Annotated in this window: 24 protein-coding genes; 21 read left to right on the plus strand and 3 right to left on the minus strand. The window is 39.4% G+C overall.

Translation table 11 applies throughout. The features are described 5' to 3' along the window. The first annotated feature begins 179 nt into the window (after nt 1-179). A complete protein-coding gene (locus tag WA352_RS16495) occupies nt 180-422 on the plus strand; it encodes a hypothetical protein (RefSeq protein WP_096910986.1) in 243 nt (80 codons plus the stop codon). Here the strand turns inward: WA352_RS16495 and WA352_RS16500 are convergent, their stop codons facing one another. Genes WA352_RS16500 through WA352_RS16510 form a run of 3 tightly spaced genes read right to left on the minus strand, consistent with a single transcriptional unit; the run spans nt 423 to nt 1740 of the window. Further along, the gene (locus tag WA352_RS16500; protein WP_096910987.1) at nt 423-617 is read right to left on the minus strand and encodes a hypothetical protein; all 195 of its coding nucleotides are present in this window, start codon (nt 615-617) and stop codon (nt 423-425) included. A gap of 52 nt (nt 618-669) precedes the next feature. Next, nucleotides 670-972 carry a hypothetical protein gene (locus WA352_RS16505; RefSeq protein WP_336143301.1) on the minus strand — a complete coding sequence of 101 codons (303 nt, stop codon included), beginning with the start codon at nt 970-972 and terminating at the stop codon, nt 670-672. A gap of 9 nt (nt 973-981) precedes the next feature. Beyond that, on the minus strand, nt 982-1740 hold the full coding sequence (locus WA352_RS16510) for a LexA family transcriptional regulator (RefSeq protein WP_336143303.1): 759 nt from the start codon (nt 1738-1740) through the stop codon (nt 982-984). A 115-nt stretch (nt 1741-1855) separates the two neighbouring features. Between WA352_RS16510 and WA352_RS16515 the strand changes: the two genes are divergently transcribed. From WA352_RS16515 to WA352_RS16610, 20 genes are all read left to right on the plus strand, one after another. Continuing rightward, the gene (locus WA352_RS16515) at nt 1856-2044 is read left to right on the plus strand and encodes a Cro/CI family transcriptional regulator (protein ID WP_159725045.1); all 189 of its coding nucleotides are present in this window, start codon (nt 1856-1858) and stop codon (nt 2042-2044) included. Between the two features lie 19 nt (nt 2045-2063). After that, the gene (locus WA352_RS16520) at nt 2064-2330 is read left to right on the plus strand and encodes a hypothetical protein (protein ID WP_159725044.1); all 267 of its coding nucleotides are present in this window, start codon (nt 2064-2066) and stop codon (nt 2328-2330) included. Nucleotides 2331-2371: 41 nt separating this feature from the next. Further along, entirely contained in the window at nt 2372-2527 is a 156-nt protein-coding gene (locus WA352_RS16525) for a hypothetical protein (RefSeq protein ID WP_171503525.1), read from the plus strand. After that, nucleotides 2527-3363: a hypothetical protein gene (locus WA352_RS16530; RefSeq protein ID WP_336143306.1), complete on the plus strand. Its 837-nt coding sequence runs from the start codon at nt 2527-2529 to the stop codon at nt 3361-3363. Before WA352_RS16525 ends, WA352_RS16530 begins: the two co-directional genes overlap by 1 nt. Continuing rightward, nucleotides 3363-4685 (plus strand): replicative DNA helicase, encoded by a 1323-nt coding sequence (locus WA352_RS16535; protein ID WP_336143308.1) that lies wholly within the window; start codon nt 3363-3365, stop codon nt 4683-4685. Before WA352_RS16530 ends, WA352_RS16535 begins: the two co-directional genes overlap by 1 nt. Next, complete coding sequence (locus WA352_RS16540) at nt 4682-4921, plus strand: hypothetical protein (RefSeq protein WP_033134149.1); 240 nt, start codon at nt 4682-4684, stop codon at nt 4919-4921. Before WA352_RS16535 ends, WA352_RS16540 begins: the two co-directional genes overlap by 4 nt. Then, entirely contained in the window at nt 4918-5349 is a 432-nt protein-coding gene (locus WA352_RS16545) for a hypothetical protein (protein WP_033134150.1), read from the plus strand. The genes WA352_RS16540 and WA352_RS16545 overlap by 4 nt, the downstream gene beginning before the upstream one ends. Beyond that, nucleotides 5346-5942, plus strand: coding sequence for a hypothetical protein (locus WA352_RS16550; RefSeq protein WP_050511481.1), 597 nt, complete (start codon nt 5346-5348; stop codon nt 5940-5942). Before WA352_RS16545 ends, WA352_RS16550 begins: the two co-directional genes overlap by 4 nt. Nucleotides 5943-6001: 59 nt before the next feature. Then, complete coding sequence (locus WA352_RS16555; protein ID WP_336143314.1) at nt 6002-6382, plus strand: hypothetical protein; 381 nt, start codon at nt 6002-6004, stop codon at nt 6380-6382. Next, complete coding sequence (locus WA352_RS16560; protein ID WP_336143315.1) at nt 6379-6807, plus strand: hypothetical protein; 429 nt, start codon at nt 6379-6381, stop codon at nt 6805-6807. Before WA352_RS16555 ends, WA352_RS16560 begins: the two co-directional genes overlap by 4 nt. Continuing rightward, nucleotides 6804-6962: a hypothetical protein gene (locus tag WA352_RS16565; RefSeq protein ID WP_005144923.1), complete on the plus strand. Its 159-nt coding sequence runs from the start codon at nt 6804-6806 to the stop codon at nt 6960-6962. Before WA352_RS16560 ends, WA352_RS16565 begins: the two co-directional genes overlap by 4 nt. Nucleotides 6963-6976: 14 nt before the next feature. Further along, a complete protein-coding gene (locus WA352_RS16570; RefSeq protein ID WP_241333921.1) occupies nt 6977-7741 on the plus strand; it encodes a hypothetical protein in 765 nt (254 codons plus the stop codon). 391 nt (nt 7742-8132) lie between these two features. Further along, nucleotides 8133-8393 carry a hypothetical protein gene (locus WA352_RS16575; RefSeq protein ID WP_005144933.1) on the plus strand — a complete coding sequence of 87 codons (261 nt, stop codon included), beginning with the start codon at nt 8133-8135 and terminating at the stop codon, nt 8391-8393. Between the two features lie 140 nt (nt 8394-8533). After that, nucleotides 8534-8764, plus strand: coding sequence for a hypothetical protein (locus WA352_RS16580; RefSeq protein ID WP_336143318.1), 231 nt, complete (start codon nt 8534-8536; stop codon nt 8762-8764). Nucleotides 8765-8827: 63 nt separating this feature from the next. After that, on the plus strand, nt 8828-9001 hold the full coding sequence (locus WA352_RS16585) for an ABC transporter ATP-binding protein (RefSeq protein ID WP_336143320.1): 174 nt from the start codon (nt 8828-8830) through the stop codon (nt 8999-9001). A gap of 2 nt (nt 9002-9003) precedes the next feature. Further along, nucleotides 9004-9651, plus strand: a complete 648-nt coding sequence (locus tag WA352_RS16590) for a putative metallopeptidase (protein WP_336143324.1) — start codon at nt 9004-9006, stop codon at nt 9649-9651. Nucleotides 9652-9698: 47 nt separating this feature from the next. Continuing rightward, nucleotides 9699-10166 carry a DUF2280 domain-containing protein gene (locus WA352_RS16595; RefSeq protein WP_336143325.1) on the plus strand — a complete coding sequence of 156 codons (468 nt, stop codon included), beginning with the start codon at nt 9699-9701 and terminating at the stop codon, nt 10164-10166. Next, nucleotides 10156-11562: a phage terminase large subunit gene (gene terL, locus WA352_RS16600; RefSeq protein ID WP_336143326.1), complete on the plus strand. Its 1407-nt coding sequence runs from the start codon at nt 10156-10158 to the stop codon at nt 11560-11562. Before WA352_RS16595 ends, terL begins: the two co-directional genes overlap by 11 nt. A gap of 11 nt (nt 11563-11573) precedes the next feature. After that, on the plus strand, nt 11574-13028 hold the full coding sequence (locus tag WA352_RS16605; protein ID WP_336143328.1) for a phage portal protein family protein: 1455 nt from the start codon (nt 11574-11576) through the stop codon (nt 13026-13028). Further along, nucleotides 13029-14303 carry a phage head morphogenesis protein gene (locus WA352_RS16610; protein WP_291347502.1) on the plus strand — a complete coding sequence of 425 codons (1275 nt, stop codon included), beginning with the start codon at nt 13029-13031 and terminating at the stop codon, nt 14301-14303. Nucleotides 14304-14347: the final 44 nt, after the last annotated feature.

Consider the following 14347-nt stretch of genomic DNA (forward strand, 5'->3'; position numbering starts at 1 on the left):
CCTTTGGATGTCGAGTCGTGAAGGGCTTTTTTGTAAGGGTTGAATAAAGCATACTTAACAATTGTTCACATGTAAAGCAAGATTAACAAATAAAATGTAAAATATATTTAACTAAAATAAAGTTTGTTATTTAATAGACAAAAGAAAACCCACACTGGGTGGGTTGGTTGGAGTTTGTTATGAATCAAACAATGATTTTTATATCTATTATTTTAAACACGTTTTTCATATCTCATTTTTTACTATCTGCTTTTGAGGATTCAACATGGTTTAAAAAGAAATGTTTATCTAGAGCAAGGCAAAGAGTAAAAAAGCATGTTGAAGAGAGAAAGGAGCTAGTAAGGCAGCTACGAAAAAGACAGACCCTAACAAAAGATAAAAAACAAATATATGGTTTCCCATGGTGGCCTTGGTTCAGATAATTACCATTTCCAAGGTCTTGCCAAAACCACAGAAGCTATCACGGTAATGACTGTAGGGATGATCCAGATTTGATGTTTAATAAAATACCTGACGATTGAGTGCGCAACCTTAGAGGTCCAATGTCGATCAAGCCCAATACCAAACTCATAACTTACCCACTCACCGTTCCACCATTTTTTTATTTTTTCGAACATAATTCCCTCTTAAACTCTGTCAGGTTCACAGTTTTATTATTCAATACACATGTCAAACGTTTGAATATTTTTCCAAAAATTCATCTATCCATCCTTGCGCTACATCAAGATTGGTTATGTCAGTAAGTTTTAGATTGGTTTCTTCTGCCTCATTAAATCCTTCAATGATAGCCTCAAAGATATTTGCCTCAACTATGATCTCGCGTGCTATTTCCGCAGCATCATAGCTTTGCTTGGCCTTCTTTAGTGATGCTATCTGCTTATCAATACCATCGCCAATTTTACCTAATGCCAATTTGAACTCTTGGCGATTGATCGTTAGCGCAGTTTTAGATTTATTAAGTGTTGCGATCATTACATTTCCTCAAATCTCACCATCATAACTATGAGATACGTATTTTCCGATAATGCTTATATGTTCCAGCTGATCCACTTCAACTATTTCACGGTTATAATCAGGGTTGTCACTATCAATAATTAATGCTCCATCAAATCTTTTTGATAAGCGCTTGATTTTTAGCTCATTACCATATCGAATTGCATAAACTTTACCACTTTGTACTTGGTCTAGAGTGTTAATAGATTTATCTAAAGTAACAACACTTCCATTTGGAATTTTTGGTTCCATGCTGTCGCCATCAATATCAACAGTAATTAAATGTTTAGGTGAAACTTTCTTTTTTTGAATCCATTGCCATGTTTGAGCGGTACATTTGCTATTTTGAACTGGATCATATTCAACAATACGGCCATCACCTGCGGAAAATTTCACATCGACATGAGGAATGATGACATAAGCATTAGGGTCTAAATCTTCAGGAGCCTCCCATGCAATCACAGGCATGTATTTACTACCTAGCGAATCATCTTTCTTATCAACCGCGCCATCATCAAGCATTAATTGACTTAATCCATTTAACCAGCGGTGATTAACTCCTAAAAATCTAGCTGCTTTTTCTGCATGCTCTTGTTCTAGAGTTTGTACATTGTCATCTATCCATCCAGAAACAGCTGGTCTACTTACACCGCAATATTCAGCCAATCGAGCTTTTACGAACTTTTTCCCAGTGCTTTCTTCGTAGTGCCTTATAGCTGTTTTAAATCGATCCTGAAGAGTTCCCATGTTTATACCACCTAACAATGTAAAGCTAGCTTAACTATAAAATAGTTAAGTGAGCTTGATAATTAAAATAAAGTATGGTTAACTGTGATTAACATTTTTCATTTGAGTTTTAGATATGGAAGTAATTATTAAAACAGTTGATGCCATAACTGCTTATAAAGATGCGGCAAACCTTGCTAGATCACTTGGTGTATCAAGATCCGCCATTAGCCAATGGGGGGAATATGTGCCAGAGATATCAGCAAGAGGCTTATTAATCCTTAACCCACATATCCCTCATGCAATTAAGAAACCGAATGCGTGATTTTTTATTAGGAGACAACATGACTAAGCGCAAGCCAAGTGCAAAGAAAACGGTATGTATGCCAGCACACTTGTCTGAACGTGTAGCGGAGCATATTGCCAGAGAGGCATACGAACGAGGTTGGTCAAACAGCCAGTATTTAAGATGGTTAGCCATATTAGATATGAAGCGTTGTGAAGATGACAAGAATCTTATGTCACAGGTATCAGGAATACCTAGAGAACGCTTTGATTTGTATGAACAAGACAAACATTCCGTACGGAACGAAGGCAATAAAAAAGCCTGATGTACAAGATCAGGCTTCGCATTCAATCAGGAGTAAACCAAGTGAACTATCAAATATTAGCAGACATTGAACTAAATCGAAAGATTAGTTTGTTTCAGAAAGCGGTTGAGGCTTACACGCTTGATCGGACACTCGAAAATTCAGTTGCTTTGGCAAAAGCTAAGGCTGAGCTGGCTAGTTATGCGTGGGGTGTTTGATGAATGCATTAAAACAAGCTGAGATCATCCCAATCTCAAAAGGTAAGAGCAATATGACAGATAAGTTTGAGGAAGGTCATGTCCGCTCAAGTTGGCAGTACAGACGTGATGTATATCCATTCTTATCTGATGCAGCTCGACATGTCTATTTCATGCTTGAGGGCTATATCAACGGGTTTAATAAAGAATCTGACTATGTTAGCTACTCACAGCTTCAGGAAGAGAAGCGCCACAAAGACAATCCTAAAGCTAGAAAATCAAGCTCAAAAACCGTTAGTAAAGGGCTTGAGGAATTAATTTCATTAGGTGTTATCAGTGTTATTTCTACACATCCGAAATTAGGAAATCAGTACAAAATTAACGAAGTTTCGCTGTCTGACCACTTTACTAAGGAAAGTACTTCACCTAGTACAGCACTTTACCTAGTAAAGCACGACCACTTTACTAAGGAAAGTACGAGCACTTTACCTAGTAAAGACACAATAGATAATACTTATAGAAATATTTATAGAGAGAGTGACGCTCAACAAAACCAAGTCGATGAAGTTTTAAAAATTTGGCAACCTGATTTACATCAACTCAATTCTTGGATGCAAAGATCAGGCTTACCAAAAATCAATCAAGCTCAAGTTGAAGAATTACTTCTTGAAATCAATCCTCACTACGAAAGCAAAATTCACACTGGTGCTGTGACTACCACTCAGATGTATTCAAACTTCGTGAAGTGGGTAAAACGTGATTTCAAACTTGCTGAAAAACTTTTCAAGCAAGCAGAACAAAACAACACTCAAACAATCAATCCTCAAAACTATCAAGCTGACATGGGGGATTGGTAATGAGTCATATCCATAATATCCCGATGGAACAAGCTGTACTTACAGCACTCATGACAGTTGCGAACTCTTTTGATGTGGTGAGCAATGATCTTGATGAAGATTGCTTCTTCCCAGAGCGTCACAAGCAAATTTTCAAAGCAATTGCAGAATTAGCGAATGAAAACAAACCTTATGATTTCGTAATGGTTGAGCAACAGCTTAAACAAAAAAATGTAATTCACTTGATGGGTGGCTCTGAATACTTGCTTCAAATGAGCAGCGAAGCACCTTCGAGCTTTTACAACCTTGAGTCATACACCGCTGAACTGTCGAAGCTCAAAGCACATCGTGAAGTTGAGAAAATGGGTGAGAGTATTGCTCAAATCTCACAAGACCTAACCATTCCAGATATTCACATTGCAGCCGAAGCGATTCTTGACGGCAAGAAAACAAACACCGATGTTGAGAAATCAAGTTTTACGTTTGAAGAAGCATTAGTTCGTGCATCAGATCGATTAATTCAGAAAGCAGAAGCGAAAGCAGCCAATAAATTCACTGGTGTGCAATTTAATCTCAAGCACTTGGATAACTTGGTAGGAACAATTCAGAAAGGTCATTTTTGTGTAGTTGGTGGTAGACCAGGTTCTGGTAAATCTACTTTAGCTCAAATGCTGACAACACAAACGGCTTTGCGGTTTGATGAAGCGGTATTGGTAATTTCGGCTGAAATGGATGTAGAGACATTCACAAACCGTTGTATCTCAGCATTAGCGCAAATCCCTTACGACAACATTCATAATGCTGAGCTTTATGATGGGATGCTTCAAGAATTTGTTTACGCTCAAGAGAAATTCAAGAGATTGCAGATTCACATTGAGGACAAGCAAAAACCAACGATTGCCGAAATCCATTCTTATGCGCGTAAAGCAAAACGCAAATATAAGCGCCTTGGCTGCATTGTTGTTGATTACTTGCAGTTAGTACGCGATCCAAGCAAGAAAGACCGCTATCAAGAAGTCAGCTCAATTAGCCGTGACTTAAAAGCATTGGCTAAAGAGTTTAATTGCCCAGTGATTGCATTAGCTCAGTTAAACCGTGAATCAGAGAAGGGTAAACGCCCTAAAGCTTCTGACCTCAAAGAATCAGGGCAGATCGAGCAAGATGCAGATCAAATCATTTTGGCTCATCCAATTCTCAATTCAGATGATGAGCTACCAAGCGGAATTACAGAAATCATTGTTGCGAAAAACCGTCATGGCAAGCGCGGTGTAGTGCGTGTTTTAGATCGCTTAGACATTTGTCGCTTCGCAAGCATTAGAGATGAAGTGGGAGGTGCAGCGTGAGTAAAAACATTGAAATATTCAACAGAACTATGCGCTTGCTTGAGCAATTCTCAAAATCAAATAAAGCGTTAAACACCGAAGAAATAAAAAAACTTACCAACCAAACATTACGATCAGCTCAGAGAACAGCTCGCCAACTTCATGAAAGTGGATGGCTTGAATGCAAAGTTTATAACAATTGCGCTTTGTACAGAGCTAGCGATAAGACTAAGAAGCTATTTGGAGAAGCGGTATGAACCAAATCCCAACAATCACTCAAGTGAAGCAAGCACTTCACAAATTAGCTGAACAGAAGAATAGACCAAGCTATGAGGTTTGTACTGCTAAGGAAGTGAAGTACGCATTAGAGAATGGGTTAGAGCATCCACTCATTGAAGAGTTGAGACCTTTGATTCAGGAAAGAACGATTCCTCAAGACATCACTTATGACAAGAAAGTTTCACATGCAAGATTAACCAAAAAACGTGTGTACCCAACAAGAGCGCAGGAAATTGGAATTATTAGCTGGCTGAACAATTGCGGTTATTCATTGTCAAAGATTTCGAGAGTAGCTGATTGTGGTGGCTCAACTCTGTCATTGATTAGACGTGGCAAGCAGAAGTTCACGATGGATGTTTATAACAAAATCATCTATGCGCAGAAAGAATTGGGAGAGTTGGTATGAGATACGAAAAGAAATTGATCTATGGCGTAGGTATCAATGATTGGGATATTCCAGTTCGGCAAGATGGGAAAATCATAAAAGAATATTACTTATGGCGCGGTGTTTTAGAGCGTTGCTATTCAGAGTGCTTTCAAAACCGCCAACCCTCTTATAAGGGTGTGACCTGCTCAGAAGAATGGCTGACCTTATCAGCTTTTGCGAACGACATTAGACAAATGCCTAACTTTGATAAATGCCTTACCGAAGGGTGGCAGTTAGATAAGGATATTTTGTTTAAAGGGAGAAAGCACTACTCAAAGGAAACTACCTGTTTTGTACCGCCTGCAATTAACAATGTGATTTTAAAGAGTGATAGAGCAAGAGGAAATCTTTGTATAGGTGTTAGTGCAGTGAAAGGTAAGTTCCAAGCTCAATTGCGTAGAGAAAATCGAAAGAACATCACTGCTTATTTTGATACTGAGGTGAAAGCCTTTCTGTTCTACAAGAAAGAGAAAGAAAATCAAATTAAAAGATTGGCTGATCTATTTAAAGATCAATTAGATAGTAAGGTTTATCAAGCCTTGATCAACTACCAAGTCGAAATCACTGATTAGGAGATAGCCATGACGAAACATGACGCAATTAATCAGGTAAGACGTGAGGAGCAAAGCCAATGAACGCGATCCAATTCATAAAAGACCACGGTGTTGAAAAGGCGAGGGAGATTGTTGAAGCTGCCCCAAGTAACGCTGAAAGCTTTCAGGATGGCTATTATTTCCGTACTAAGCCCGAATTTCAGTTTCACAATGGCTTTCATCCAATTTGGAATTTAACTGATAACGATGGTGAATATTTTAAAAAACGTTGTTTTGATCCAGTCAATCTTCCTGAACTTAGAGGTTTAGTTGCACGTCTCCAGCTCATTGAACGAATAGGTGGACCAGCAAAATCCAGATTTGAATATGAATCTTTATTGAAATTAAGAAAATTTAACCATGTTGAGCTGAAACAAGCGCTTGAAGAATTCGATTTAATTTTTGGAGAAGGGAAATGATCAGAGTTGGTATCGATTGTGGCGTTAAGACAGGTTTTGCAGTAGCAGAAAAAGGGGTTTTGAATCGTGTTGAGACTTTAACCATCACCAAGGCCATGGAAGAAGTCAAAGAGCTACATGGTCAGCATCCTGATTTAATCGTCCGTATTGAAGATGCACGTTTGCGCACATGGTTCGGATCGACAGATGCGCGACAAGCTAAGTCGGGCGCTGGTGTACGTGAGGGTGTCGGATCTGTTAAACGTGACTGCAGTATATGGGAGCAATTCTGTATAGAGCAAAACATTAAATATGAATTGGTTCACCCAGCAGCAAACATGACAAAAACAAAGAGTGAATACTTCAATCGAATAACTGGCTGGGTTGGTAGAACAAGCGAGCACAGCCGTGATGCAGCAATGCTTGTTTATGGACGGTTGAAATGAGACAGAAAAATAACGATTGGTTGTTAATTATTGCATTCATTGTATTTGTCATTTTTGCAGTGGCGATTAATACATGGAATACGGTTCAAGTATGTAAAGGTCAGGATGTGTATTGGGTTAATGGAACTCAGCACACATGCAAGTTTTTTAAGTAATAGGAGCGCAAAGTATGTTGATTGAAAAGTTTGATTTTTTAGAATTATTGCGACTAGCTATTGCTCAAAGTGAGGGTAAGGGAAAGATCACTAAAAGTATTGTTTTAGGCGAAATGGCATTATTATCACCTGGTGCAAAGTTGTGGGCTGAACTACTTATTGAACGTGTTGATTTTGAGAGGATTGCAATAGTTACAGAAGCTAAAAAGATTTATGAAACAAATATCATAAACGGCGTTGAAGTAAAAAAACGTATTGATGAGATACCAGGCACAGTGGAAATTAAGAAAGGAAATATTAACTCTGCAGATTTTTTCCGTGTCCGAAATTTACTTGCTGGTAAGATTCACAAGGAAATGATTAAGAAGAATTTTAAACCGAATAATTGCCAAGGTGATTTAACCAATGTGGCCAAAGGTATCGCAGAGGTCGTTTTACGTGGTCATTTATTTGTTAAAAGTATGTGTGGTGGGTGTCAAGGACTAGGCAAGTTAGAAATATACGATTCAAAAGGATATCCATGCGGTGCGAAACCATGCAATAAATGTAATGCGACTGGAAAGAGACCTTACACACTTTTTGAAAAAATAACGATTGCTAAGTTGGATGTTTCTAAATCGGGATATTCGGAACGTTATGAGCGATTTGAACTTATTGCTGAATCCCAAATCACAATTTGGGAGCACATAATACGAGATCAATTAAAGCGATCATTTCACTATGAAGAAAGTGATTATGACATTACTTTAGAGCAAACCAATTATATTGCAGTGACTTGACATAAACAGAACGGTTCAGTATAAGTGTTTCTATAATGGGCGTTTTATTAATTAGATGCCCTCTAAGGTTTCCAAAGCTCGCTTATGCGGGCTTTTTACGTTTCTGGTCCTACCTATTAGGGATCTTTAAGTTAATAGGCATCTTATCTGGTCAATGGGGTGAGAGAGGGGTGCGGAGTTTTGATAGATAAAACACTACCCTTGGATTGACCACCTAAAGAGGTGAGTATTTACTTGCGGATTGGCGACCCCTTAACACATCAGTCAGCCTTAAACTACGGTACCACTCAGCCCAGTTGTTCATTTTGGATAGCTGGGCTGTTTTATGTTTGGCTTTTTATTTCTGTCATATCATTATGCTATCTTGTGGAAAAACACAGGAATAACAATTATGGCAAAGTTACCAAGTCTTAAAGATCTTTCTAGGGAAGAGTTAGAGGAATTATATAAGTCTCTATATATAGATTATTTAGACCTAGAAGAAGAAAACGAGAAATTAACTTTTGTTGCGGTTGATGCTGTTAAGCAAATGAAAGATAGCAACACTCAGTTAGAAAATAATCAGCGAATTATTGACGAACTTCTTAAGTTAGTACATAAGCATATTGATCAGAGCTTTTCCCTAGACGATATTCCTAAGTTTTTAAACTAAACCCTCACTCGCATTAGCGCAATGCGAGTCAACTAGCCGAGCGTATTTCGGCACATGAAAGCCCCGCTAACATACTAGTTATTGCGGGGCTTTTTACTTTATGTGTTAAGCTGAGATTCATAATTTTATGGATTGTTAAGATGCTTATTTGTATTGGTGGTGATTTGGATGGTGAAGTAGTTGCTAATCGTGAAGATACATATTTCCGAGCAAGTGAAATCGATCCTAGCAAAGCATCAACTTATAATCGTCAGACATACATTGTTGGTGAAAATACTTATTATTTTTGGCTTTGTGCGGAGTTGCCGTATGCTGAGACAACAGTAATTGCAAATAAACATCTAGCCCAAAAATATACTTACCTTTCCTAATTACTATTTAAAAAAAGAAGCCCGCCAATTTGGTGGGTTTTTTTATTTTTGTTTGGAGAAGCCATGGATCGAAATATTGAGAAAGAGATTCGGGAAACCGAGCAAGAATTAAAGCATGTAGGTAGTTGCACAACTAAAGGCCTGACAGCCGAACAGATCGCCCACTTAGATGAGCGATTTTTTTTGGCTATTGAAAAATTAGCCTGGCTGAAAGGTCGCCGTGATATCCGAGTTTGACTATGAAAAATGAAATTGGTTTCGTGGTTAAGGCAAGGCCATATCCTCCCGAACATATTTTTTTGATGGATACACCAGACTTTGTGCCTGCACCAGAACTATGGGGATGGATTAAAGCCAATTTTTTAAATCCAGAAAGCCAGTTGTTTAATCCAGATCACAGCCATTTAGGTTTATTCCGCTATCCACAGATTGCAGTTATGTGGGCAAGAGCTGGATATAAAAAGCAGGGTAGAAATGTTGCGGGGACGGCTGAGAAGATCATGATCAATGCAAGTGGATGGAAGAAGGAACGCCAGGAAGAACAGTTTTATCAATGGTTCAGTGATCTGCCAGATTATCTAATAACAATAGATGCTACATACGCTCAACAGGCAAATGATGTTGATTTTTGCGCCCTGATCGAACATGAGCTTTATCACATCGCGCATAAGAAAGATGAATGGGGCATCCCATCCTATAACCGTGAAACGGGTAAGCCGAAGTTGACGATACAAGGGCATGATGTGGAGGAGTTTACAGGCGTTGTTCGCCGTTATGGAGCAAATAAGGAGGTTCAGGAAATGGTGAATGCTGCAAATCAACGGCCAACTGTGGCGAAGGCTGATATCTATCATGCCTGTGGAACTTGCTTTCTAAGAGTGGTTTAAATTTTTTTTGCCATTCTACCTTGATGTACCTTGATGGAATGGTCGAAATGGCACGTATTACAAAAAAGGTGAAACTGTTCATCGTGAGGATGCTTGCTGAGTTTGAAACCCCGACAAGTACGTCCAAATCAGTTAAAGATGTTTTTAATGTTGAAGTCAGCCCACAGCAGTGTGAGTTATATGACCCCACAAAAAGAATGGGGCAGGACTTAGGCCAAGAGCTTAGAGACAAATTTTTTGAATATCGCCGTATTGCAAACCAAGAACTCGAAGCGATTCCAATTGCTAACAAACGTTACCGTCTGCAGCTATTACAACAGCTCGTAGAGAAATACCCTGATAACCCCGTATTGATTCCCAAATGGGCAGAACAAGCCGCAAAAGAGATGGGTGGGTTGTTTACCAATCGTCAAGAGGTTACTGGAGCAAACGGTGGACCTGTAGAAACAGTTAATTCAAATACAAATGTGAATAGCTATCTAGAGGCAAGGAAAAAGGCATTAGATGATTACTGAAGCTGATTACAAGTTAGCAATCCAAATCGAAGCTCAAGAAGATCTCTATTTCTTTTCAAGGTATATGTTTAAGCAGCGCCGTAAATATAAATGGCTTCATAACTGGCACCATCGTGTTGTATGTGATGCGCTGATGAGAGTGTTTAACGGCGAAACAAAGCGCTTAATCATTAACATCCCGCCGCGTTACTCTAAAACAGAGCTTGCCGTGATCAATTTTATGGCTTGGTGCTTCGGAAAAGTGCCAGATAGCGAGTTCATCCACATTAGTTATTCGGCAACCTTAGCTGCTAACAATGCTTTTCAAACACGAAATTTAGTGCAGGAAATGGCATTTAAGAATGTATTTCCTGACTTTGTGCTTCGTGATGATAGCAAGGCAAAGGATGACTGGCGCACCAAAGCAGGTGGTGTATGTTATGCACAAGGTACAGGAGGGACAATTACAGGTTTCGGTGCCGGCAAGATCCGAGATAGCTTTGGTGGGGCAATTATTATTGATGATCCACACAAGGCAAGTGAAGCTAAATCAAAAACTATCCGTGATGGGGTGATTGATTGGTTCCAAAATACGCTTGAGTCCCGTACCAATTCACCTGATACGCCGATCATTGTCATTATGCAAAGGTTGCATGAAGAAGATCTAGCAGGATGGCTATTAGACGGCGGAAATGGTGAAGAATGGGAGCATTTGTGTCTTGCAGCAATTCAAGATGATGGCACAGCATTATGGCCTGCAAAGCATACCATTCAACGATTAAGAGTTATGGAAGAGACTTCGCCGTATGTCTTTTCTGGTCAATATCTGCAACGTCCTGCACCGCCTGCAGGTGGATTTTTTAAGCCGGATAGAATCGAGATTGTTGATGCAATTCCAACGGATATCATCAAAGAGTGTCGAGCTTGGGATTTGGCTGCAACAGAGAATGAAGGTGATTATACGGCGGGTCCTAAATTGGCCAAAGCACCAGATAACACAATTTACATCATTGATATGGTACGAGGTCGTTGGGGTCCTGATGGCGTGGAAAACACTATTACTCAAACGGCGCAGATGGATGGCAAAGGCGTTTACATACGATTGCCACAAGATCCTGGGCAGGCTGGTAAATCACAAGCAAAAAACTTTGTTGCAAAATTATCAGGTTTTAAGGTTAAAGCTGAACCTGTCTCAGGTGACAAAATCACAAGGGCACAACCTTTTGCAGCACAAGTAAACGTCGGAAATGTGAAAATGCTTCGAGGTGAATGGAATAAGGCACTGATTGAAGAATTAAGAAACTTTCCAAACGCAAAACATGATGATCAGGTCGATGGATGTAGTGATGCATTCAATGATTTGAATGAATCTCGTCAAGCTAAGAAACCTGCAACTGCGGGAAGTCGAACATTTTAATAGGTAAAAAAATGGCAAAGTCTAAGAAAGAAGACAAAGCTTCTAAAAAGGCTTTGTCTAATGGGTCTTTATATTCTCAAGAAGCGGTCAGTCAATTTTATAAATTAAGCAAACAACTTGATTTAGATGAGACTTTACGCAAAGCAGGGATTCAACGCCATCGTTTAGCCATTCTTCTTGATGATGATGAAATTGGGCAAGCAGTTGAGACACGTATTGATGCATTGCTTGCAACTCCATTTCGTATCGAGCCAAGTGATACACCAGAAGCCATTTTATTAATGCAAGAGATTAAGAAATGGTTTGCAGAGATTGCAACAGGTTCAATTAACGCTTTGCTATTCGGCTATTCCGTTTTGGAAGCTGTCTATGATCAGACTGATGACGGACAAATAGGTTTAAACTGGATCGGTGAAAAGCCAATGGAATGGTTTGAGCCTAAAAATGATGGCCGTTTGATCTATCGTCAGGATGGATCAGGTAAAGAATCGGAAGTTGACCAGATATTTAAATTCTTTTTGACACAGCGAAAAGCAACCTATAAGCAGCCTTATGGCAAAGCATTACTTACCGTTGTGTATTGGTTGGATTTCTTTCGTAAGAATGGCTTCAAGTTCTGGGCGAAGTTCTTAGAGCGTTTTGGTACACCAATTCTATTGGGTAAATGCAAAAACTCAGAAACAAATGATATGAATCAGGCATTGCTTAATGCACATGCTCAAAGTGTGATGTCGATCGATGCAGATGATGATGTGCAAGTTTTAACTGCAGGTTCAAATGGGACCGCAGGTGCATCGTTTGAGACTTTCAATAATGTATTAATTCGCCAGATCCAGAAAGTGATTCTAGGCCAAACACTGACAAGTGGAACCGATGGCACAGGGAGTCGTGCACTGGGTGAAGTGCATGAAAATGTGCGTAAAGATAAACTCAATGCGGATATTCGATTAGTCACACCCACATTTCAGGCTATTGTTGATGCGCTTTGTGCCTTAAATAGTTGGGGCGAGCATGAAATTATCTTGGGTGAAAAGTCTAAGCAGCTGAATAAAGATCAAGCTGAGCGTGATGTTAAGCTCAAAGATGCAGGTGCAGTATTTACCAATCAATATTTTATCCGTGAGTATGGATTGCAAGATGGTGATTTGGCAGAGCCTTTACCAAGTCAGACACCACAACCGCAATTTAAAGCAATTCCAAGCAAGCCTTTCAGTTTTGCTGCAAGTGTTAAGGGTCTTACACAAGAGCAACAAGAGCTTGATGAACTGGCGGATCAAAACTTCAAGATATTATCAAATAGCGACCTGAAAGATTTGATTCTGAATAGTGAAAGCATTGAAGAATTGCAAACGAGTCTATTTGCCATCGCTAAGACTGCTGATAAATCACAGTTTAATGAAGTGTTAGATCGGGCTTTGTTCGCTGCTGATGTTTTGGGATATATGCATTCAAAAGAGGGGCGTTAAATGGACAATATGACGCTCTTACAAGCTATTGCATTTGCTCGATCAAGAGGTGTTTTACTGCCTGCCGACTACTATGCACTTGATTTAAATTCACGCCAATATGCTTCTACTGTGAGCTATTTGGCGGGTCTTGATCAGATTCAATCTGTATTGGATTCAGCTTATAAGGTTTTGGAGAGTGGCGGTACTTTTAGAGACTTTCAAAAACTGGTTGAGGAAAGCGGTATTGAGTTGTCAGAAGCGCATTTAGACAATGTGTTTAGAACCAATATTCAAAATGCTTATGCTCATGGTAGGTGGTTACATCAGCAACAGAATAAAGATAAACGCCCTTATCTTGAATATTTTGCAATCAACGACAAAAGAACTCGTCCAAGCCATTTAGCACTGGATGGTGTTATTCGACACATTGACGACCCATTTTGGCAGAAATGGTATCCGCCAAATGGGTATCGGTGTCGATGCACGATTAATGCAATCACTGAAAAGCAAGCGATCCGAAAAGGAATAACATCCAATGAGGATTTGCCAAATATTGAGCCTGACGCTGGTTGGGCTTTTCAGCCGTCTAACTATGATAAGCAGCCAAACGAGATACTTAAGTCGAAAGAAGCAAGTAAAACGATTACGCCTGAAGCTAAAACAGAAGTCATTGATCTGCGCAAAAAAACAGTAGTTGATACTGAAGCCGACCAGATTATCAAGACAAGCCTTTCAGATTTAACAGATGAGAAGCAAGTAATTATTGATGGAATGGTCGATAAAGCAGTTCGATTGGATCAGAATATCAGACCGAGTGACTTGCGTATCACTTTAGATTTAGCTGATGAAAAAGAAAATGCTTTGACGACAATTCTGAAGCAAGCTGAACTTCAAAAAGATCAGGATGGAACAGCGGGCAAAAGCATTTGGGACAAAGTTATAGGTGCTTTTAATCGGCTGTTCACATTAGCAAAGAATACGGCAAGCAAGCTCACGGGTAATTCAATTCGCGGCTTAGATGATTTGAATCTAACCGTGGGGAGTGTAATTGGTATTCAAACGCCAACATTGTTCAAACAAGCGCAAAAGGTTGGCAAACAGATCGTCATTCTTGATGCAAAGGGTGTGGCGCTAGACTTGAGCAAGATTAGCGGCATGAATGGCTCACTATTGGCTCCTGATTTGAATTTAGAGGTCGTTAGTAATACGGATGAGCAACTCATACTGAAACGAACTAAAGAGCAAGCTACGCGCTATTTCGTAGCGAATCAGACAGTATTTAGTCTTTACTAAACCTTTCAACAGATACAGCGACCTTTAAGGTCGTTTTTTTATGG

The organism is Acinetobacter sp. 102 (assembly GCF_037028485.1).
Classification (GTDB): domain Bacteria; phylum Pseudomonadota; class Gammaproteobacteria; order Pseudomonadales; family Moraxellaceae; genus Acinetobacter; species Acinetobacter higginsii.

Excerpts from the sequence above, each read along its gene's own strand:
- WA352_RS16495 (WP_096910986.1), top strand. The coding sequence starts at position 180 with ATGAATCAAACAATGATTTTTATATCTATTATTTTAAACACGTTTTTC.
- WA352_RS16500 (WP_096910987.1), bottom strand. The coding sequence starts at position 617 with ATGTTCGAAAAAATAAAAAAATGGTGGAACGGTGAGTGGGTAAGTTAT.
- WA352_RS16505 (WP_336143301.1), bottom strand. The coding sequence starts at position 972 with ATGATCGCAACACTTAATAAATCTAAAACTGCGCTAACGATCAATCGC.
- WA352_RS16510 (WP_336143303.1), bottom strand. The coding sequence starts at position 1,740 with ATGGGAACTCTTCAGGATCGATTTAAAACAGCTATAAGGCACTACGAA.
- WA352_RS16515 (WP_159725045.1), top strand. The coding sequence starts at position 1,856 with ATGGAAGTAATTATTAAAACAGTTGATGCCATAACTGCTTATAAAGAT.
- WA352_RS16520 (WP_159725044.1), top strand. The coding sequence starts at position 2,064 with ATGACTAAGCGCAAGCCAAGTGCAAAGAAAACGGTATGTATGCCAGCA.
- WA352_RS16530 (WP_336143306.1), top strand. The coding sequence starts at position 2,527 with ATGAATGCATTAAAACAAGCTGAGATCATCCCAATCTCAAAAGGTAAG.
- WA352_RS16535 (WP_336143308.1), top strand. The coding sequence starts at position 3,363 with ATGAGTCATATCCATAATATCCCGATGGAACAAGCTGTACTTACAGCA.
- WA352_RS16545 (WP_033134150.1), top strand. The coding sequence starts at position 4,918 with ATGAACCAAATCCCAACAATCACTCAAGTGAAGCAAGCACTTCACAAA.
- WA352_RS16550 (WP_050511481.1), top strand. The coding sequence starts at position 5,346 with ATGAGATACGAAAAGAAATTGATCTATGGCGTAGGTATCAATGATTGG.
- WA352_RS16555 (WP_336143314.1), top strand. The coding sequence starts at position 6,002 with ATGAACGCGATCCAATTCATAAAAGACCACGGTGTTGAAAAGGCGAGG.
- WA352_RS16560 (WP_336143315.1), top strand. The coding sequence starts at position 6,379 with ATGATCAGAGTTGGTATCGATTGTGGCGTTAAGACAGGTTTTGCAGTA.
- WA352_RS16565 (WP_005144923.1), top strand. The coding sequence starts at position 6,804 with ATGAGACAGAAAAATAACGATTGGTTGTTAATTATTGCATTCATTGTA.
- WA352_RS16570 (WP_241333921.1), top strand. The coding sequence starts at position 6,977 with ATGTTGATTGAAAAGTTTGATTTTTTAGAATTATTGCGACTAGCTATT.
- WA352_RS16575 (WP_005144933.1), top strand. The coding sequence starts at position 8,133 with ATGGCAAAGTTACCAAGTCTTAAAGATCTTTCTAGGGAAGAGTTAGAG.
- WA352_RS16580 (WP_336143318.1), top strand. The coding sequence starts at position 8,534 with ATGCTTATTTGTATTGGTGGTGATTTGGATGGTGAAGTAGTTGCTAAT.
- WA352_RS16585 (WP_336143320.1), top strand. The coding sequence starts at position 8,828 with ATGGATCGAAATATTGAGAAAGAGATTCGGGAAACCGAGCAAGAATTA.
- WA352_RS16590 (WP_336143324.1), top strand. The coding sequence starts at position 9,004 with ATGAAAAATGAAATTGGTTTCGTGGTTAAGGCAAGGCCATATCCTCCC.
- WA352_RS16595 (WP_336143325.1), top strand. The coding sequence starts at position 9,699 with ATGGCACGTATTACAAAAAAGGTGAAACTGTTCATCGTGAGGATGCTT.
- terL (WP_336143326.1), top strand. The coding sequence starts at position 10,156 with ATGATTACTGAAGCTGATTACAAGTTAGCAATCCAAATCGAAGCTCAA.
- WA352_RS16605 (WP_336143328.1), top strand. The coding sequence starts at position 11,574 with ATGGCAAAGTCTAAGAAAGAAGACAAAGCTTCTAAAAAGGCTTTGTCT.
- WA352_RS16610 (WP_291347502.1), top strand. The coding sequence starts at position 13,029 with ATGGACAATATGACGCTCTTACAAGCTATTGCATTTGCTCGATCAAGA.